We start from the raw sequence: 19,087 nt of genomic DNA on the forward strand, positions 1-19,087 counted from the left end.
GCGTGGCAGCACGTCTTCGTCCTGCGGGGCGCGGATCTACGCACGCCGGGCACGCGCCGGACGGGGCAGAGACTGCGGATCAGCGTCCTGAGCGGTCTGCGCTCATGGCGACCGTGTCACCCACGGGTCCGGCCGGTGTCAGCGGTCGTCGCGGGTCCAGATGCCGCCGTGTTCGCGCTTGACCGGGAACTTGGGCACCGCGGTGTAGGCTGGTGCGCACAGCGGGCGGCCGTCGCGGATGTCGAAGCGGGCGCTGTGCAGCAGGCACTCGATGCTGCCTTCTGCCGGGTCGAACGTACCCGGCGACAATTCGTAGTCTTCGTGGCTGCAGCGGTCTTCCAGCGCGTACAGCTCGCCGTCGAGGTTGAAGATGACGATCGGGGTGTCGGTCACCTCATCCCAGACGGTCTGCAGTTCGCCGGGCAGCAGCGCCTCGCTGGCGCAGACGAAGGTCCAGGTGTCGCTCACGGCGCTGCGCCGCCAAGCGGTTTTTCCAGCACCTCGAAGCGCAGGTCCTGGCGCAGCGGCACGCCGAAACGCGCGTCGCCATACGGGAACGGTTTGAAGACGCCGGTGCGGCGATACCCGCGTCGCTCGTAGAACGCGATCAGCTCATCGCGGATGTCGATCACCGTCATGCGCATCACCGGCAGCTGCCACTCGGTGTAGGCGATACGCTCGGCCTCGGCCAGCAGCGTCTTGCCCAGCCCGCCGCCCTGCAGCGAGGGATCCACCGCAAACATGCCGAAGTAGCCGGCACCGTGGTCGTCGGCGATATGCGCGCAGGCCCGCAGGCGCCCGTCCTGTTCGACCAGCAGCACCAGGCTGCGGTCGCGCAACAGGTCCTCGCGCAGCACCGCAGGATCGATCCGCGCGCCGTCGAGAAAATCGGCCTCGGTGGTCCAGCCAACGCGGCTGACATCGCCGCGATAGGCCGAGGTCACCAGCGACACAAGGGCGTCGATGTCGTCGACGGTAGCGGTACGGAAGGTGGTGGTCTGCATGGGGAGCAGTTTAGCGGGAGTCGTGATTGGGGATTCGTAAAAGCGCGAGAACGCTGTTTCTTGCACCGTGTCGGATGTCCGGATTGGGGCGTTGCTCTGTGTCTTGCCATGGGCACGTGCGCCAACGCACAGAGGTCTGGCGCACGCGCTGCAAGGCGGCGAAGGGGTCTTCCGAATCCCCAATGCCGAATCCCCAATCACCGCCGTCAACCCAGCAGGCGACGCACCTTCACCAACGCAGCAACGAAGCGCTCGATCTCGTCATGCGTGTTGTAGAACGCCAGCGAGGCACGGCAGGTGGCGGCGACGCCGTAGTACTGCAGCAGCGGGTGCGCGCAGTGCTGGCCCGAGCGGACCGCGACGCCTTCCAGGTCGAGCAGGGTGGCCAGGTCGTGGGCATGCGCGCCTTCGATCAGGAACGACACCACCGCGGCCTTGTCCGGCGTGGTGCCGAAGATGCGCAGGCCGTCGATGCGCTGCAGTTCTTCGGTGAAATGTGCCAACAGCTCGGCTTCGCGCGCTTCCACGTGCGCCAGCCCGACCGACTCCAGGTAATCGACTGCCGCGCCCAGGCCGATGAACCCGGCGATGTTGGGGGTGCCGGCTTCGAACTTGTGCGGGGCATCGTTGAACACCGTGCCCTCGAAACTGACCTCCTTGATCATCTCGCCGCCGCCCAGGAACGGCGGCATCGCCTGCAGGTGTTCGCGCCGTGCCCACAGCGCGCCGGTGCCGGTGGGCCCGCACATCTTGTGGCCGGTGATGGCGTAGAAATCGCAGCCGATGCCGGCCACGTCGATACGCCGATGCGGCGCCGCCTGCGAGCCATCCACCACGGTGACGATGCCACGCTTGCGCGCCTCGCGGCAGATCTCGCGCACCGGATTGACCGTGCCCAGCACATTGGACACATGCGTGATCGCCAGCAGCTTGACCTCCGGCGTCATCGCCTTGCGCAAGGCGTCCAGATCCAGCGCGCCGTCCGGGGTGATCTCGGCCACGCGGATGCTCGCGCCGGTGCGTTGTGCTACCAACTGCCACGGCACGATGTTGGCGTGGTGCTCCATGCGCGAGATCAGGATCACATCGCCGGCGCCCAGGCGTGGCAGCGCCCAGGAATAGGCGACCAGATTGATCGCAAAGGTCGTGCCGCTGCACAGCACCAGTTCGTCGGCACGCACGTTGAGAAAGCGGGCGAGCTTGCTGCGCGCGCCTTCGAAGGCGTCGGTGGCCTCGGTGCCCAGCGCATGCACCGCGCGGCTCACATTGGCGTTCTGACGGCGATAGAACTCGTCGGTTGCGGCGATGACCTGCAGCGGCTTCTGCCCGGTGTTGGCGTTGTCGAAATAGATCAGCGGCTTGCCATGCACCTGCCGCATCAGCAGCGGGAAATCCGAGCGCACGCGCTCCCAGTCCGGCGCGGCCAGTTGCGTGGCGGCGGGCGCGTTCATGCCACGCCTGCCGAGGCCAGTGCGCGGTCCAACTGCAGCGCCAGCACCGCAGTCAGCGCGGCGGGGAGCACGCGCAGCGGCTCGTGGCAGAACGCCGCGCTCAACAAACGCTGCGCCTCGGCCTGCGGCAGACCACGCGAGCGCAGATAGAACAAGGCATTGTCGTCGAGCTGGCCGACGGTGGCGCCATGCGCGGCCTGCACTTCTTCGGCATCGATCACCAACACCGGCTGGGTGTCGATCTCGGCATTGGCCGACAGCAGCAGATTCTTGTTCGACAGCCGCGCGTCGGTGCCATCGGCGCCCGGGCGGATGTTGATGCCGCCGTGGAAGACCACCCGGCTGCGATCGGCACCCACGCCGCGCCAGACCAGCTCGCAGGTGGTGTCGCGTGCGATGTGCGCGATGCCCAGACGTGTATCGACATGTCGGCGGCCGTTGCCGAGCAGCACGCCATTGGCGGTGAGCTGGGCGTTGTTGCCTTCCAGGCGCACGTTGAGCTCGTGGCGCGACAGGTTGGCACCCAGTTCCAGGTCCACGCGCTGGTAGCGCGCATTGCGCGCCAGCACCGCATCGGTGCGTAGCAGCGACGTTGCGTGCGCGCTGTCGGCCTGCACGCGCGCATGCGACAGCACCGCATCCTGGGCCAGATGCACATGCATCAGACTGTTGTGCAGATGCGCGGCATCGCCGACATGCAGGTGGTGCTCGACCACGTTCAGTGCCGCGCCGGCACGCAGTTCGATCAGGTGACGGTGGTGCCAGGACAGGTCGTGCTCGCCGGCCACGCCGATGAAGACCAGATGCAGCGGCGCCTCGATCTGCGCGCCTTCCTGTACGCGCACCAGTACGCCTTCGTCGGCAAGCGCAGCGTTGAGGCGCGCAAAGATTTCATCGCTGCCTTCGAAACGGCGGCCGAGCAACTGCTGCGCCTCGTCGCCTGCGGCCAGCGACGCTGACAAGGTGTCCAGCTGCACGCCGTCCGGCAGTGTCGACAGGTCGCTCAATGCGTCGGACGGGCGGCCGTTGACGAACACCAGCCGCGGGGACGGGATCTCGTCCAGCAGCGCGGCGTCGATCAGCGTCGGCACCAGCGGCGCGGGCTGGAAGCTGCGCCGCTCCAGCTGCCGCAGCGAGGTGTATTTCCAGGCTTCGGCGCGCGGGCCGGGCAGGCCGGCCTGCAGCGCGGCATCGAGTTCGACCCGGCGCGCATCGTTACCGCAGAAGCCGCGGGCGAGGGATTCCAGCAGGGCGCTCATCAGGCAGCCGCCTCGGGCACCACGCGGTCCTTCAGGAAGTGATAGCCGTGCTTTTCCAGCTCCAGCGCCAGTTCCGGGCCGCCGCTCTGCACGATGCGGCCTTCGGCCAGCACATGCACCACGTCCGGGGTGATGTAGTCGAGCAGGCGCTGATAATGGGTGATCACCAGGAACGAACGCTCCGGCGAGCGCAGCGCGTTGACGCCGTCGGCCACGCTCTTGAGCGCATCGATGTCCAGGCCCGAATCGGTCTCGTCCAGGATGGCGAGCTTGGGCTCAAGCACGGCCAGCTGGAAGATCTCGTTGCGCTTCTTTTCGCCACCGGAGAAGCCTTCGTTGACGCCGCGATGTAGCAGCTCGTCCTTCAGATGCAGCACGGCCAGCTTCTGCCGCACCAGCTTGAGGAACTGCATCGAATCCAGCTCGTCCTCGCCACGCGCCTTGCGCTGTGCATTGAGTGCGGCACGCAGGAAGTAGGTGTTGTTGACGCCGGGGATTTCCACCGGGTACTGGAAGGCCAGGAACAGGCCGGCGGCCGCGCGTTCTTCCGGCGGCAGCTCGAGCAGGTCCTTGCCTTCGAACTGCACGGTGCCGGCGCTGACCTCATAGCCGTCGCGCCCGGCCAGCACGTTGCCTAGCGTGGATTTGCCCGCGCCATTGGGCCCCATGATGGCGTGCACCTGGCCCGGCTGGATGTCCAGCGACAGGCCCTTGAGGATGTCTTTGCCGGCAATGCTGGCGTGGAGGTTGTTGATCGTAAGCATGGGATTGGTTATTCGAAATTTGGGATTGGTAACAGCAGAAGAGCCGGGATGGCAGGGAGCGGGACGTTGCGAATCTCCAATCTCCAATGCCGAATCCCTGCAGGCAGCGTCAGCCGACGCTGCCTTCCAGCGAGACTTCCAGCAGCTTCTTGGCTTCCACCGCGAACTCCATCGGCAGCTCGCGGAACACCTGCTTGCAGAAGCCGTCGACGATCAGCGACACCGCGTCTTCCTGGCTGATCCCGCGCGCGCGGCAATAGAACAGCTGGTCGTCGCTGATCTTGGAGGTGGTGGCCTCGTGCTCGACGGTGGCGCCGGGATTCTTCACCTCGATATAGGGGAAGGTGTGCGCGCCGCACTGCTTGCCGATCAACAACGAGTCGCACTGGGTGTAGTTGCGCGCGCCGTCGGCATTGCGGTCCACCTTGACCAGACCGCGATAGGTGTTCTGCCCGCGGCCTGCACTGATGCCCTTGCTGACGATCTTGCTCTTGGTGCGCTTGCCGATGTGGATCATCTTGGTGCCGGTGTCGGCCTGCTGACGGTGGTGGGTCAGCGCCACCGAGTGGAACTCGCCGACCGAGTCGTCGCCGATCAGCACGCAGGACGGATACTTCCAGGTGATCGCCGAGCCGGTTTCGACCTGGGTCCAGGTGACCTTGCTGCGCGCGCCCCGGCATTCGGCACGCTTGGTGACGAAGTTGTAGATGCCGCCGCGGCCTTCCTCGTCACCCGGATACCAGTTCTGCACGGTCGAATACTTGATCTCGGCATCTTCCAGCGCCACCAGCTCGACCACCGCCGCATGCAGCTGGTTTTCATCGCGCATCGGTGCGGTGCAGCCTTCCAGATACGACACATAGGCCTTGTCCTCGCACACGATCAGGGTGCGCTCGAACTGCCCGGTATGGCCGGCATTGATGCGGAAGTAGGTGCTCAGTTCCATCGGGCAACGCACGCCCGCAGGAATGAACACGAAGCTGCCGTCGGAGAACACCGCCGAGTTGAGCGCGGCGAAATAGTTGTCGCCGACCGGCACCACGCTGCCCAGATACTGTTTGACGATCTCCGGATGTTCCTTGATCGCCTCGGACATCGAGCAGAAGATCACGCCCTTTTCGGCCAGTTCCTTGCGGAAGGTGGTGCCGACCGAGACCGAGTCGAACACCGCATCCACCGCCACGCCGGCCAGCCGGGCGCGCTCGTGCAACGGCACGCCGAGCTTGTCGTAGGTGTCGAGCAGTTCCTTGGGTACGTCGTCCAGCGAGGCGTACTTCGGGCCCTTGGGCGCGGAGTAATAGCTCAGCGCCTGGAAGTCGATCGGCGAGACCTTCAGCTTCGCCCATTCCGGCATCGGCATCTTCAGCCAGTGGCGATACGCCTCAAGACGCCAGTCGGTCATCCATTGCGGCTCGTCCTTCTTGGCCGACAAGGCACGGATGACGTCCTCGTCCAGGCCGGGCGGGAGCGAGTCCGATTCGATCTCGGTGATGAAGCCGGCGTCGTAGCGTCGGCCCAGCCGTTCGATAATTTCGGCATTCTGCGGGGGTGCAAGTTCGGTGGCCATCGGGCTGCCTACAGGGTCAGGTGGTCGCGACGCGTGCGGCGATGGAACGCCGACGGCTGTCGCCAGGGAGAGAGAGGGGCTGCAACATCTGTGCGAGCGTGACGCGACGCAATGCATCGCCGACCACGTCGTTGATCAGGCGCCAGTTGGAACGCACCCCGCATGTCTGCGCGATGCCGCACTGGCTGTGGTCCTGGCTGCATTCGGTGATCGCCAGCGGGCCTTCCATCGCCTCGACGATTTCCACCAGCGTGATCTCGCTGGCCGCGCGTGCCAGCCGATAGCCGCCGTGCACGCCGCGCAGCCCTTCGACCAGGCCCGCCTGCGACAGCGGCTTGAGGATCTTGCTCACGGTCGGCGCTTCCAGGCCGGCCTGCTCGGCAAGTTCGCTGGCGCTGAGCACCTGGCCGCAGCGCGCTGCCAGCACGGTCAGCACGACGGTGGCGTAATCGGTGAGTTTGGTGACGCGCAACATGAGGAAGGCGATAAATCCGAAAGCGGACCGAAATTGTACGCTTTTAGCCGGGGCAGGGCCACCTGCCTGGTTCAGCCGCCGGCAAGCAGCAGCCGTTGCGGGTACCGCTGCGCTTGTGCTTGGCGCATCGTCGCACTGCAGTCACAATGAGCGGCCCCATCACTGGACCCCTTCATGTCGCGCAAAGTTGCCGCCCGCAAGTCACGTATCCACGGCAATGGCATGTTCGCCCTCGCCGCGCTCCGCAAGGGCGAGCGCATCATCCAGTACAAGGGGCGCCTGCGCACGCACGCGGAAGTGGATGCCGATGACACCGGCGATGTGGAGAGCGGCCACACCTTCCTGTTCACGCTCAGCGACGACTACGTGCTGGATGCCAATTACGAAGGCAATGTCGCGCGCTGGATCAACCACAGTTGCAATCCCAATTGCGAAGCGGTGATCGAAGAGGCCGAGGGCGACGACCGCAGCAAGGACAAGATCTTCATCGAGGCCAAGCGCGCGATCAAGGCCGGCGAAGAGCTCACCTACAACTACGGCATCACCCTAGCCGAGCGGCACACGCCGCGTCTGAAGAAGATCTGGGCATGCCGCTGCGGGTCGAAGAACTGCACAGGTACGATGCTGCAGCCCAAGCGCTGAGCAGCAGTGTCCTGGCGCCGCACTGACGCGGCGCACACATCGATTCACTCGTGCGCAACAGGTACGCGCCTAGCGTGCGTGCTTCTTTTCAGTAAGGAGCTCCCGCATGTCGTATTCGCTCTCCGGCAAGACCATCGCAGTGCTGGCCACCGATGGCTTCGAACAATCCGAACTCATTGAGCCCAAGCGCCTGCTGGAATCCTGGGGCGCCAAGGTCGATGTGATTGCGCCCGGCGACGCTGCGCAGATTCGCGCCTGGAACAAAACCGATTGGGGCGATTCGGTGCCGGTGGACCAGCGGCTGGATCAGGCCAAGGTCGACAGCTACGACGCGCTGGTGCTGCCTGGCGGGGTGCTCAACCCCGACACCTTGCGCGGTGACGCCAAGGCGATCGCATTCATCCAGGCCTTTGCCAGTGCCGACAAGCCGGTCGCCGCGATCTGCCACGGCCCGTGGCTGCTGGTGGAAAGCGATCTGGTTCGCGACCGTGACGTCACCTCGTGGTCGTCGGTCAAGACCGACCTGCGCAATGCCGGCGCACGCTGGCAGGATGCGGAGGTGGTTGTCGACGGGTCGCTGATCACCAGCCGCAAGCCCGACGATATCCCGGCCTTTACCGCTGCAGTGGCCAAGGCTCTGGTGGCCTGATCGGTCCCCTGCAACGTTGAGATGAAAACAAAGGCCCGGCGTGGTGACGCCGGGCCTTTATCTTGATCCGATGGCCGCTTGCGCAGATCGGCGCGACGGCATGACGGCGTGTTTCAAGCCATGCGTCGCAACTGGCGCGTCAGCCTATTTCCCGGACAGTGCAGCGGCCGGCACCAGTTGCTCGATGTTCTGGTTGAAATTCACCGCGACGCGGCCGTTCTGGATGCCGACCGACTCCACCTGCACATTGCCCATCACCGCTGCGATGGCCGGATCGATGCGATAGATCGGCTCCTTGCGCGCGTAATCGGCCAGCCAGGCATTGAGCAGCTGGCGGGTGCTGTGGTCGAGTTTTGCACCGGCGTTGGCCGGGCGGAAATCATCGATGGTGGGTTGGTCGAGATAAAAGCCCTGCTTGGCCGTGTCGTAGCGCAGTGCGCTGGTCAAGGTCACATTGCCGACCGGTGCTGGCGCGCCGCCGGCAGTGGCAAGCGCCAGGTCGAAGGCCATCTTGAGCCGGTCGCCCGGCGGCAGCGACAGTGCCGGATTGCTGACCGTCATCTCGACCAGGCCGCCCAGCGCATCGTGCGTCTGCGGGAAGCGGCCACCCAGGAATTGCTGCAGGTCGCTGCCCTGTACGCTGATCTGGTGTCCCTGGATCTGCGGCGTTGCCCACGCGCTGGTCGTGGGTAGCGCCAGAGCGAGGGCAAGCATGGATCCGACAAGCGAACGCAGTTTCATCGGGTGACTCCGGCAACAGGTGCGATCACCTTAGTCGTTGCCGGTGAACCGTGGGTTAGCGCAATACCGGGTGCAGGGTGGCCGAGTAGATCTCCCAGTCGTCGCTGCCGCTGCGCGGCTGCAGCCGGTAGGCGCCGACCAGGCGTTGGGTGCCGGTGTCGGTGCGCACGATCAGTTGCACCGGCACTTCGATCCGGCGCGGGGGCTGTTCCTGATCCAGTGCGATGGGCGCGTCGTTATTGATACGCATCGACTGGATATTGCCGATACCGCGCAGCGCCGCATCGTCCGGCACCGGGGCAGGACGACCGCCGCTCCACAGTGCATCGGCATCACCACGTGCCGCACCTGGCAACGCGCCCAGGTATCGCTGCACGGTCGCGCTTGCTTTGGCGAAGTTGGCGCGCGCAACCGCATCGTCAGGAGTGGCATCGCGTGCGGGCGTGTTGTCTGTGGTGGCGGTAGTCGGCGTTTGCGTCGCCGCTGCAACGTGCGAGGACGCTGCCGCGTTGCCCGTTTCTTTGTCAGCGCTGCGATGGCAACTGCAACCGGCAATTGCCGTTGCCAGCATGACGATCCCCAACCCACGCATGGCGCATCTCCCTTCCCCGATGCGCGCAGTGTAGCGGTCGCCGCGACGCCGGTCTCAGGTGCCGGCGGCCGGCTGCACGCGTTGCAGGCGTTCCAGCAGCAACTGCAGTTTTGGCCGCAAGGCCTCCAGTGCATCGCTTGGCTGCGCGCGCGGGCGGGCGGCCAGGTCTTCCAGCAGCTGCGAGCCGACCGTGAGCGCCGCACATTCGTCGCTGCTCAGATCGCGTCGCAGGTGCAGCTCCTCGAGCAGCCGCATCCAGTCGGCCCGCGAGCGCTGTTCGAATTCGATGGTGCAGCGATCGCTGCAGGGGCGGCCATCGCTCTCGATGGGCGTGACCGTAATGCGATAGCGTTTTCGGGACATGGAGGGGGCGTCGTTCCTTGGGCTGACTCCACCATAGGCGTAGCCAGCAACGGCCTCGATAGCTCAGGCCATGACGCAGTGTTCCAGCATGCTCACTGTGCCGGCTGTGGCACGGGTTTGCGCAGCAGCGGCAGTGGATCGTACGCACCGTTGCGCCCATAGACACCATAGTGCAGATGTGGCGGCGTGCCGCGCGCGTTGCCGGTGGTGCCGACCATGCCGAGCGGTGTGCCGGGCTCGACGACATCGCCAACGGCCAGCCCGGCGGCCCAATCGTCCATGTGCGCGTAGTAATGGCGCTCCATCGCCGGCCCGAGCACCCAGACCTGCTTGCCGCCCAGGCCTTGATCGCGGATGGCGCTGACCACCCCGCGTGTTGCGGACAGCACCGGCGTGCCGCGCGGCGCGAAGATATCCACGCCGGCATGGCGTCGGTCGCGACCGCGCGGTGCGCCGAAGGTGTCGGCGATGCGGCGCGCCTGCACGCCTTCGACCGGAACCGACAATTGCACGGGTGGCGGCATGCGCGACAGCTCCCAACTGGTACGCAGTTGTTCGGCGACCGGCAACTGCCATGCCCAGCGCGCGGCCACACCCAGGGCGCACAGCAGCGCAATCGACACCAGCAGCCGGCGCAGGCGGCGCGCGGGGCTGCGGGTTGCCGATGACGGCGGTGTGGGTGGGCGAGGAGACGACGGATCGGTCACATGCACCTGCTGCGTTGCAAATCAGCGTACAGGGTAGGCAAGCGGCGATGAGCGGCATGTGGGGAGTGATGCGGGCGGTCACGCGCGCACAAAAAAGACGGCCCGCAGGCCGCCTTCGTGACAACGCAGGCGTGCTCGATTAGAGCGCGGCGTCCTTCAACTTCTTCAGCAGGCGAGCCTTGACCTTGAAGCTGGCCGGCTTCGCTGCAAAGGTCTGCTCTTCCTTGGTGAACGGGTTGATGCCCTTGCGCTTCGGCTTGGCCGGCACATGGACGCTGGTCAGCTTCAGCATGCCCGGCAGGGTGAACGAGCCGGCGCCCTTCTTGCTCAGCGACGAATGAGCGGCCGATTCCAGCGTGGCCAGAACAGCGCGGACGTCCTTCGGAGCCAGCTGGGTGGATTCGGCAATGTGCGCGACCAGGCCGGTCTTGCTCAGCGCTTCCTTGATCGGCTTCGGCGCAGCGGACTTGGCAGCAGCGGCCTTGGCCGGCTTTGCGGTCTTGGTCGCGGCGACCTTTTTCACTGCCTTCTTGGGGGCAGCCTTCTTAGCGGCGGTTTTTGCCATGAGTTATGTGTTCCGTGATCGTTGGTGGTGTTGGGTCTGCCGACCCAGTCGGCAACGCGAAATGTAGGGCAACTGCTGCGCGCCGCCAATAGGGAAACGATGAAACAACCGAAAAAAAGCGTCTTTTGACGGGGATTCGTTCACCGGCGGCAGAAAACCTCCGCGAAAGCGCTGTCGACACGGCTGCGAGGCGCAGGGCGATGCGGTGTCTGACGCATAGCAGCAGATCGTTTGCGCGAAGCCCTGTGTGCGTTTTGCATCGCGCTCGCCGCTGAGGAGTGGCTACGGCGTGCAGCTGGCGGTGGCGTTCGCTGCCGCGATCAGCGTTGCTGCGTGGCTACGCCTTGCAGGAGACGTCTGGCGTTGCCGGCTTCGATCCGTCGACCCGCTGCGTTCGCGCTGTTGCTGCCATCTGCGCCAGTCACGTGAGCCGGGTTTTTTCCTGCACCTGGCAGGCGCCGATGCGCGACGTGTCGTGACGGTTCCACTGCACGGTCGCCGTGGTACTCCCGCGCGCGGCACGGCTGGCCGCTGCGAGACCTTCCTGCTTTGGACGATGTCCCGTCACCGGTCGACTAATCATTGGCCGCCGACAGGCTACGGCCGCGCTCGGTCGCTGCGGCAATCGCCTTGGCGGTGAGCGCTTCGAACTGGCCGGCCTGAAATGTCTCGATTGCCGCCTGCGTGGTGCCGTTGGGCGAGGTCACCCGGCGGCGGAGCAGCTCCGGTGCTTCGCCCGATTCGGTCAGCATGCGCGAGGCACCGAGCAGGGTCTGCAGCACCAGCGTGCGTGCGGTGTCGGCTGGCAGGCCTTGCGCCTGCGCGGCGGCTTCCATCGCTTCGGCCAGCAGAAACACATAGGCCGGCCCGCTGCCGGAGACCGCGGTCACCGCATCCATCTGCGCCTCGTCGTCGATCCAGACGGTGACGCCGGCGCTCTCCAGCAGGCCGGTTGCCTGCGCGCGTTGCGCGTCGGAGACGCGTGGATTGGCATACAAGCCGGTGACGCCGGCACCGAGCAGGGCGGGCGTGTTGGGCATTGCGCGCACCACCGCAAGCTCGCCGCCGGACCAGCGCTCCAGCTGCGGAGCGGTGATGCCGGCGGCGATGGACAGCAGCAGCGGCTGCTGCGCCTGCGCAAGATCGGCCAGCTGCGCGCATACCGCTGGCAGCACCTGCGGCTTGACCGCCAGCACCCAGATGGCTGCGCCTTCCACGGCGCTGCGCGCCTGCTCCACCGCATGCACGCCGAAGTCGCGCGACAGCGCATCGCGCAGTTCGGCCACCGGCTCGGCGACGCGGATGCTGGCCGCGGGCACACCTTGGCGGATCAGCCCGGCAATCAGGCTGCGCGCCATGTTGCCGCCGCCGACGAATGCGGTGATTGCAGTGGAAGGCGCGGGCGAAGAGGGCAGAGTCATTGCGACACCTTAAGTAAGAGGAAACGGCGATGTGCTACGCGAGGCCGATCGGGACCGGGGGTCAGGACGCCGCGGCAGCCGACGAGCCGCGTTCGCCGAACAACGCAGTCCCGACCCGCACCATGGTCGCGCCGGCCGCGATCGCTTCGGCAAAATCCGAGCTCATGCCCATCGACAAGGTATCCACCTGCGGGTAGCCGCGCTTGAGTTCTTCGAACAGTGCCTGCATGCGGGTAAACGCTGCCATGCGGCGCGCCTGCTCGGGGAATGGCGCGGGGATCGCCATCAGGCCGCGCAGTTGCAGCCGCGGCTGCAGCGCGATGGCCGTGGCCAGGCCGTCGACCGCCGCCGGCGCGCAACCGTGCTTGCTGTCCTCGTCGTCGATGTTGACCTGGATCAGCACATTCAATGGTGCGCGACCGGCCGGCCGGTGGTTGGCCAGCGGCGCGATCAGCTTGGCGCGGTCCACGGTCTGCACCCAGTCGAACCACTGGCTGGCCAGTTCGGCCTTGTTGGATTGCAGGTGGCCGATCAGGTGCCACTCCAGTCCCAGCGTCTGCAGTTGGGCAATCTTGCTTTGCGCTTCCTGCACGTAGTTTTCGCCGAATGCGCGCTGGCCCTGCGCCGCCAGCGCGGCAACCGCATCTGCCGGCCGGGTCTTGGACACCGCCAGCAGGCGCACATCGGCGCGCGCGTGCCGAGCCGCGGCGGCGTGGATGGCATCGAGAATCTGCTGCAGCGACGAAGCCGGCACGTGGCAATCCAGGCGGGAAAGGAACGCTATAGTGCCGCCCCCGGCTGCGTCCTTCCAGCCGGCGCGCCGGATCGGGCCGGCGATGACGCTGCAGTGGCGCCAGCCCGCGGCGAGCCTGCCCACAGGCGGGGCGAGCTGGCGATCGGCGCGGCGCTGGCCCAGGCAAGGACCGTGCCCGCACCGCGTGCCCAAACCAACGCCTTCAGGCGCGCCCGACGGCGCCGGCCTGAACCGGCCGCGCGCCGCTTCCCGCCAGCAGCCAGAACGCTATACTGCCGCTCGGGGAGTACCTTCCAATCGCAGCCTAGGGGAAAAGCAGCGCATGGATATCGCTGAACTATTGGCGTTTTCCGTCAAAAACAAGGCATCGGACCTGCACCTGTCGGCCGGCTTGCCGCCGATGATCCGTGTCGATGGCGATGTCCGTCGCATCAATATTCCGGCCCTGGACCACAAGCAGGTGCACGCGCTGGTCTACGACATCATGTCGGACAAGCAGCGTCGCGATTACGAGGAATTCCTCGAGGTCGACTTCTCGTTCGAGATTCCGTCGCTGGCGCGCTTCCGCGTCAATGCGTTCAACCAGAACCGCGGCGCCGGTGCGGTGTTCCGTACCATTCCTTCCGAAGTGCTGACGCTGGAAGACCTGGGCTGCCCGCCGATCTTCCGCCAGTTGATCGACCAGCCGCAGGGTTTGATCCTGGTCACCGGCCCGACCGGTTCGGGCAAGTCGACCACGCTCGCCGGCATGATCGACTACATCAACAAGAACGAATACGGCCACATCCTCACGGTCGAGGATCCGATCGAATTCGTGCATACCTCGCAAAAGTGCCTGATCAACCAGCGCGAAGTGCACCGCGATACGCACGGCTTCAACGAGGCGCTGCGCTCGGCGCTGCGCGAAGATCCGGACATCATCCTGGTCGGCGAATTACGCGATCTGGAGACCATCCGCCTGGCGCTGACCGCCGCCGAAACCGGCCACCTGGTGTTCGGCACCCTGCACACCAGCTCGGCGGCCAAGACCATCGACCGCATCATCGACGTGTTCCCGGCCGGCGAAAAGCCGATGGTGCGCTCGATGCTGTCCGAGTCGCTGCGTGCGGTGATTTCGCAGGCGCTGCTGAAGAAGGTCGGCGGCGGACGCACCGCAGCCTGGGAAATCATGGTCGGCACCCCGGCCATCCGCAACCTGATCCGCGAGGACAAGGTGGCGCAGATGTATTCCTCGATCCAGACCGGCCAGCAGTACGGCATGCAGACGCTGGACCAGCATCTGCAGGACCTGGTCAAGCGCAGCCTGATCACGCGCAACCAGGCACGCGAGTACGCCAAGGACAAGCGGATATTCGAGTAGCCGGGATTCGGGATTCGGGATCGGGGATTCGCAACGGCGGCTCCCGGACCGGACCCCGCTCTTGCGAATCCCGAATCTCCCATCCCGAATCCCTGCTCCCGAGGAGCACGCCATGAGCACCATCGACTTCACCTCCTTCCTCAAGCTGATGGCGCACCAGAAGGCGTCGGATCTGTTCATCACCTCTGGGATGCCGCCGGCGATCAAGGTGCACGGCAAGATCAGTCCGATCACCCAGACCCCGCTGACCGCGCAACAGAGCCGCGATCTGGTGTTGAACGTGATGACGCCGTCGCAGCGCGAAGAATTCGAAAAGACCCACGAGTGCAATTTCGCCATTGGCGTGTCCGGGGTCGGGCGCTTTCGCGTGAGCTGCTTCTACCAGCGCAACCAGGTCGGCATGGTGCTGCGCCGGATCGAAACGCGCATCCCCACGGTGGAAGAGTTGAGCCTGCCGCCGGTGATCAAGACGCTGGCGATGACCAAGCGCGGCATCATCATCTTCGTCGGCGCCACCGGCACCGGCAAGTCCACCTCGCTGGCGGCGATGATCGGTTACCGCAACCAGAATTCCACCGGGCACATCATCACCATCGAAGACCCGATCGAATTCGTGCACAAGCACGAGGGCTGCATCATCACCCAGCGCGAAGTCGGCATCGATACCGACAGCTGGGAAAACGCGCTGAAAAACACCCTGCGCCAGGCGCCGGACGTGATCATGATCGGCGAGGTGCGCACCCGCGAAGGCATGGATCATGCCGTGGCCTTCGCCGAAACCGGCCATCTGGTGTTGTGCACCCTGCACGCCAACAACGCCAACCAGGCGATGGACCGCATCATCAACTTCTTCCCGGAAGACCGGCGCAACCAGCTGTTGATGGACCTGTCGCTCAATCTCAAGGGCGTGGTCGCGCAGCAGTTGATTCCGACCCCGGATGGGCGCGGCCGCCGCGTGGCCATGGAGATCATGCTGGGCACGCCGCTGGTGCAGGACTACATCCGCGACGGCGAGATCCACAAGCTCAAGGAGATCATGAAGGAGTCCACCAACCTGGGCATGCGCACCTTCGACCAGAGCCTGTTCGAGCTGTACCAGGCCGGCGAGATCAGCTACGAAGACGCGCTGCGCTACGCCGACTCGCAGAACGAGGTGCGCCTGCGCATCAAGCTGTCGCAGGGTGGCGACGCCAAGACCCTGGCGCAGGGCCTGGATGGCGTGGAGATCGCCGAGGTTCGCTGAGCGCCTGCAGGAGCGCTGCACGCCGTGGCGGATGGCCAGGCGTGCATGGAAGGAAGCGGGATGGTCTGCGCTGAATCCGATCCAGCGTGCTGCTTGCAGCTGTTTCGCGCGCGATGCCGGCGGCGGGCGCCGCCATGGCCGATGAACGTGCAGCGGCGCAACGCGCGCGTGGGGTGATGTTTCAGATGTAACCAGGCGGGCCGATAGTGTCTAATATCCGCACCCCACCGCAGTGCCCAGCCCGTGAGCCTTCCCGATTCCGATCTCCGTCCGGAGCAACAGCCGTTGCCCGACGACGGCACAGTGATGACTTCCGGTCCGTTGACGCCGCCACCGGATTCGGCCGGCACTTCGGCCGACGACCACGCGTTTCATCACTCGGTGGCCGAGGATGTGCAGGGCATGGTGCTGGCGACGCTGGTGGCTTCGCTGGGCCTGGCGATCTTCGCCAAGGGCGGCCTGATGATCGGCGGCATGGCCGGCGTGGCGTTTTTGCTGCATTACGCGCTGCACTGGAACTTCGGCCTGGTGTTCGTGCTGGTCAACCTGCCGTTCTATTGGCTGAGCGTGCGCCGCATGGGCTGGGAATTCACCCTGAAGACCTTTGCCGCGGTAGGCGCCTGCGGTGCGCTCACCGACCTGCTGCCGCGCTGGGCCGATTACGCGCACATCAGCACGCTGTTTTCGGCGATCGTCGGCGGCGCGCTGGCGGGCCTGGGCATCCTGTTCTTCATTCGCCATCGCGGCAGCCTGGGCGGCATCGGCATTCTGGCGGTGTACCTGCAGCGCGAGCGCGGCTGGAGCGCCGGCAAGGTGCAGATGAGTTTCGATGCGATGCTGATGCTGGTCGCCTTCAGTGTCCTCACCCCGGACAAGGTGCTGTATTCGGCGCTGGGTGCGTTGATGCTGAGCCTGGTGCTGATGTTCAATCACCGCCCGCATCGTTATATGGGCGTGTGATCCAGCGCGTTATCGGGCGCCGTTGATCTAGCTGCGCTCGGCCGCTACGCGGCACGTCGAGGCGGCATGTTGCGCATTGCCGCTGCCGCCATGCGCCGTGCGGCTGCTTGCCGGCGTGTGCGCGCCGACGTTGCCGCTAGACGGTGCCGTTGCGCATCCACGGCGGCGACAGCGCCTGGATGCGCTTAAACACCGGGCAATCGGCATGGTGCGCGCCTAGCAGGTAGCCCAGGCTCATCAGGAATTCGCCGGTGATCTCGCCGCCGGTGAAGCGGAAGGTCTTCTTGAACAGCTTGACCCAGGCGGTTTTGTCGAGCGGATGCTGTGCATCCAGCCATTGCGCGAAACTGCCGTGCGAAGCGCGTAACTGCTGGATGACCTGCGCATTGTGGATGGCCGCCAGCACCTTCAACCGGTTGCGGATGATGCCGGCATCGCCGAGCAGCCGCGCAATGTCGCTCTCGCCATAGGCGGCCACCGTGTCCACGTCGAAGCCGTCGTAGGCGCGCTGGAAGTTGCTGCGCTTGCGCAGGATGGTTTCCCAACTCAGCCCGGCCTGATTGATCTCCAGCACCAGGCGCTCGAACAGCTCGCGCTCGTCGCGCTGCGGGAAGCCGTATTCGTGGTCGTGGTAATGGCCATGAATCGGGTGGCCCGGTGCGATGGCGCAATAGCCGCTCATGGCCGGGACTCCGGACGGATGCCTTCTTCGCTGGGTCGGATGTGGATGCGTCGGTCTCCCGGCAGCGCCAGGTCCGGCCAGCGGGTGGGCCGTGTCTGGATCTGAGCTTTGCGCAGCGCCTGGCTCACTTCACTCATGGCCTCGTCGTCGAGCGAATAGAGCTGTGCCGTACCGGCCTGATACCAGCCATGCCGGTTGCGGGTCTGCAGCTCGCAGGCGACCGCATAGTCGCTGTTGAGATTGCACAGCAGCAGATCGAGCTGGCCGTCGCCATCGATGTCGCTGCTGCTGACCACGCAGTTGCTGTTGCCCTGGGTGCAAGCGCCCGAGAGCGGCTTGGAGCTCATCAGGTACTGCCACCAGTCCGCCGGCGGGTCTGCCTGGCCGGCTGCCACGGTCACATGCTGGCGGATCTTGGCCAGGTCGGTCAGCTGCTTGTCCTTCTGATCTTCCACGCTGTCATTGCCGCCCCAGCGGCTGGTGCGCGCCAGCAGCTGTTCCAGCTTCTGCTTGCGTGCGGGGTTGCCGGCAAAGGCGGTGGTTTGGCGCAGCGACTGCACCGCCAGATAGCCGCGGCGGCCATTTTCGAAGCGCAGGAATTCCAGGTTCTTGTCCACGCTCTCTTGCGTGCCGCTGGCCAGGCGCTGCATCTGGCTCTGCACGGTGATGCGGTAGGGGTCGAGCACGGGAGTGTTGACCAGCACGGCCAGGCCGATCACCACCCACGACAGCACCTTGTTGCCGCCGGCCAGCTGCGGCAGCCAACGATCGGCGCGTGGTCGCAACACCGCCAACGCGTAGGCCACCGCATAGGCCAGCGCCAGTGCGGCCAGCAATGCGGCGCAGACGCGGTCGCTGGTCCAGCCGTGCTGCGCAATGCGCAGGCCCACCGCGTATGCGGCCAGCGCTGCGTGTAGTGGCAGGCTGAGCAGGCCGGCCTCGATCATCCGACGCAACCAGCGCGGATACGGCGGCAGCCCGCTGCCATCCTGGTACACCGCGTTGGTGAACAGCACCAGCCCGAACACCAGGCTGATAAGGATCGTGGCGGCCGAACGGGTCTGCCAGAGCGCCTGCAGCCCGGTGAACGGCAGCACCAGCAGGAACAGCAGCGCAATGCCGGCCAGCAGCGGCAGCAGACCGGTGCACAGGGCGAACAGGATCTGCCGCAACACCTGCACCGCGCGGTGTTGGGTGCGCCCGATCAGGATGCCCAGCCCGGTGATGACGCCGGTCGCCAGGTAGACAAACGCCTGTTCGCGGAACAGTTCGGCAAAGAAGCTGATCTTGACCAGCGCGAACAGGCTGGCCCACAGCCCCAGCACCATCCAGCACACCCCCACGAACAGCAGTGCCAGCGCCAGCGTCAGCGCGTTCTGCCAGGCGTATTCGAACAGGGCGTGGTAGCCCGCCCGCCAATGACCGTGCAGTTGCCGGTGCTGCAGCCAGGGCAGGGCGACGAACCAGCCGACCGTGACGGTGAAGCCGAACGACCACAGCACCGTGGCGATCTGCAGGGTCGGCGCGCCGGTGGCGCTCCACGCCGCCCAGCTGCCCAGGGCGGCCAATACCAGCGTGCTTGCCGCCACGTGCTGCCACAACCGCCAATCGCGAAGATCCTGCACGCTCAGCAGCACCAGGCCAGGCACCGTCAGCACCACGGTGTACCAGCAGATCCGCGCGCCCAAGTCGGTGAAGGGCCACACGCCGTGTTGCTGGCCCAGTGCGGCCAGATACAGCAGGCCGCCCTGCAGCAGTGCGATCAGCACGATGAATGTGCGGATCCGGCGGGGCAATGGCGCATCGGCGACCGCGGTGACGGATTCTGGTGTGGTCTGCATCGTCGGTCCTTGGCGTTAGTCTGCCCCCAAGTATCGCATCGGCTCTG

Annotated in this window: 21 protein-coding genes; 5 read left to right on the forward strand and 16 right to left on the reverse strand. The window is 65.9% G+C overall.

The genetic code is table 11. The features are described 5' to 3' along the window. Window positions 1-138 precede the first annotated feature (138 nt). The 7 genes from DYQ94_RS05760 to DYQ94_RS05790 all read right to left on the reverse strand — a co-directional run bounded on the left by DYQ94_RS05760 (window position 139) and on the right by DYQ94_RS05790 (window position 6,520). Window positions 139-468 (reverse strand): non-heme iron oxygenase ferredoxin subunit, encoded by a 330-nt coding sequence (locus tag DYQ94_RS05760; RefSeq protein WP_024938766.1) that lies wholly within the window; start codon window positions 466-468, stop codon window positions 139-141. Then, the gene (locus DYQ94_RS05765; protein WP_102581297.1) at window positions 465-1,004 is read right to left on the reverse strand and encodes a GNAT family N-acetyltransferase; all 540 of its coding nucleotides are present in this window, start codon (window positions 1,002-1,004) and stop codon (window positions 465-467) included. The genes DYQ94_RS05760 and DYQ94_RS05765 overlap by 4 nt, the downstream gene beginning before the upstream one ends. Window positions 1,005-1,210: 206 nt before the next feature. Beyond that, window positions 1,211-2,455, reverse strand: coding sequence for a cysteine desulfurase (locus DYQ94_RS05770; RefSeq protein WP_102253733.1), 1,245 nt, complete (start codon window positions 2,453-2,455; stop codon window positions 1,211-1,213). Continuing rightward, entirely contained in the window at window positions 2,452-3,714 is a 1,263-nt protein-coding gene (sufD, locus tag DYQ94_RS05775) for a Fe-S cluster assembly protein SufD (protein WP_126965872.1), read from the reverse strand. The genes DYQ94_RS05770 and sufD overlap by 4 nt, the downstream gene beginning before the upstream one ends. Continuing rightward, window positions 3,714-4,478, reverse strand: coding sequence for a Fe-S cluster assembly ATPase SufC (gene sufC, locus DYQ94_RS05780; RefSeq protein ID WP_039519836.1), 765 nt, complete (start codon window positions 4,476-4,478; stop codon window positions 3,714-3,716). Before sufC ends, sufD begins: the two co-directional genes overlap by 1 nt. Window positions 4,479-4,587: 109 nt before the next feature. Then, window positions 4,588-6,045, reverse strand: coding sequence for a Fe-S cluster assembly protein SufB (gene sufB / locus DYQ94_RS05785; RefSeq protein WP_024938771.1), 1,458 nt, complete (start codon window positions 6,043-6,045; stop codon window positions 4,588-4,590). Between the two features lie 16 nt (window positions 6,046-6,061). After that, window positions 6,062-6,520, reverse strand: coding sequence for an SUF system Fe-S cluster assembly regulator (locus tag DYQ94_RS05790; RefSeq protein ID WP_016902345.1), 459 nt, complete (start codon window positions 6,518-6,520; stop codon window positions 6,062-6,064). Window positions 6,521-6,694: 174 nt separating this feature from the next. Here DYQ94_RS05790 and DYQ94_RS05795 point away from each other — a divergent pair, with 174 nt between their 5' ends. Both DYQ94_RS05795 and DYQ94_RS05800 read left to right on the forward strand, forming a co-directional pair. Then, complete coding sequence (locus DYQ94_RS05795; RefSeq protein WP_016902346.1) at window positions 6,695-7,162, forward strand: SET domain-containing protein; 468 nt, start codon at window positions 6,695-6,697, stop codon at window positions 7,160-7,162. Between the two features lie 106 nt (window positions 7,163-7,268). Further along, window positions 7,269-7,811, forward strand: a complete 543-nt coding sequence (locus tag DYQ94_RS05800) for a type 1 glutamine amidotransferase domain-containing protein (protein WP_046343621.1) — start codon at window positions 7,269-7,271, stop codon at window positions 7,809-7,811. A 144-nt stretch (window positions 7,812-7,955) separates the two neighbouring features. Here DYQ94_RS05800 and DYQ94_RS05805 read toward each other — a convergent pair whose 3' ends face one another. From DYQ94_RS05805 to DYQ94_RS05835, 7 genes are all read right to left on the reverse strand, one after another. Then, window positions 7,956-8,552: a YceB family lipoprotein gene (locus tag DYQ94_RS05805; protein WP_104568185.1), complete on the reverse strand. Its 597-nt coding sequence runs from the start codon at window positions 8,550-8,552 to the stop codon at window positions 7,956-7,958. Window positions 8,553-8,607: 55 nt separating this feature from the next. Next, window positions 8,608-8,928, reverse strand: a complete 321-nt coding sequence (locus tag DYQ94_RS05810; RefSeq protein WP_080639692.1) for a hypothetical protein — start codon at window positions 8,926-8,928, stop codon at window positions 8,608-8,610. Window positions 8,929-9,198: 270 nt separating this feature from the next. Beyond that, the gene (locus DYQ94_RS05815; RefSeq protein ID WP_024940752.1) at window positions 9,199-9,507 is read right to left on the reverse strand and encodes a DUF3861 family protein; all 309 of its coding nucleotides are present in this window, start codon (window positions 9,505-9,507) and stop codon (window positions 9,199-9,201) included. A gap of 92 nt (window positions 9,508-9,599) precedes the next feature. After that, entirely contained in the window at window positions 9,600-10,220 is a 621-nt protein-coding gene (locus tag DYQ94_RS05820) for a M23 family metallopeptidase (RefSeq protein WP_160954510.1), read from the reverse strand. A 133-nt stretch (window positions 10,221-10,353) separates the two neighbouring features. Then, entirely contained in the window at window positions 10,354-10,779 is a 426-nt protein-coding gene (locus DYQ94_RS05825) for an HU family DNA-binding protein (RefSeq protein WP_026064288.1), read from the reverse strand. Window positions 10,780-11,354: 575 nt separating this feature from the next. Further along, window positions 11,355-12,200, reverse strand: a complete 846-nt coding sequence (gene proC, locus DYQ94_RS05830) for a pyrroline-5-carboxylate reductase (protein WP_102251600.1) — start codon at window positions 12,198-12,200, stop codon at window positions 11,355-11,357. A 61-nt stretch (window positions 12,201-12,261) separates the two neighbouring features. Beyond that, the gene (locus DYQ94_RS05835; RefSeq protein WP_126965874.1) at window positions 12,262-12,954 is read right to left on the reverse strand and encodes a YggS family pyridoxal phosphate-dependent enzyme; all 693 of its coding nucleotides are present in this window, start codon (window positions 12,952-12,954) and stop codon (window positions 12,262-12,264) included. A gap of 322 nt (window positions 12,955-13,276) precedes the next feature. On the opposite strand from DYQ94_RS05835, the gene DYQ94_RS05840 reads away from it, so the two are divergent. From DYQ94_RS05840 to DYQ94_RS05850, 3 genes are all read left to right on the forward strand, one after another. Then, window positions 13,277-14,314: a type IV pilus twitching motility protein PilT gene (locus DYQ94_RS05840; RefSeq protein ID WP_003489919.1), complete on the forward strand. Its 1,038-nt coding sequence runs from the start codon at window positions 13,277-13,279 to the stop codon at window positions 14,312-14,314. A gap of 112 nt (window positions 14,315-14,426) precedes the next feature. Then, entirely contained in the window at window positions 14,427-15,557 is a 1,131-nt protein-coding gene (locus DYQ94_RS05845) for a PilT/PilU family type 4a pilus ATPase (RefSeq protein ID WP_016902355.1), read from the forward strand. Window positions 15,558-15,842: 285 nt separating this feature from the next. Next, complete coding sequence (locus tag DYQ94_RS05850) at window positions 15,843-16,517, forward strand: YitT family protein (RefSeq protein WP_054591432.1); 675 nt, start codon at window positions 15,843-15,845, stop codon at window positions 16,515-16,517. Between the two features lie 136 nt (window positions 16,518-16,653). On the opposite strand, the gene DYQ94_RS05855 is transcribed toward DYQ94_RS05850, so the two are convergent. Continuing rightward, on the reverse strand, window positions 16,654-17,199 hold the full coding sequence (locus DYQ94_RS05855) for a DNA-3-methyladenine glycosylase I (RefSeq protein ID WP_126965875.1): 546 nt from the start codon (window positions 17,197-17,199) through the stop codon (window positions 16,654-16,656). Beyond that, window positions 17,196-19,040, reverse strand: a complete 1,845-nt coding sequence (locus DYQ94_RS05860) for a DUF4153 domain-containing protein (protein WP_126965876.1) — start codon at window positions 19,038-19,040, stop codon at window positions 17,196-17,198. Before DYQ94_RS05860 ends, DYQ94_RS05855 begins: the two co-directional genes overlap by 4 nt. Window positions 19,041-19,087: the final 47 nt, after the last annotated feature.

The organism is Xanthomonas sp. LMG 8993 (assembly GCF_009835065.2).
Classification (GTDB): Bacteria; Pseudomonadota; Gammaproteobacteria; order Xanthomonadales; family Xanthomonadaceae; genus Xanthomonas; species Xanthomonas arboricola.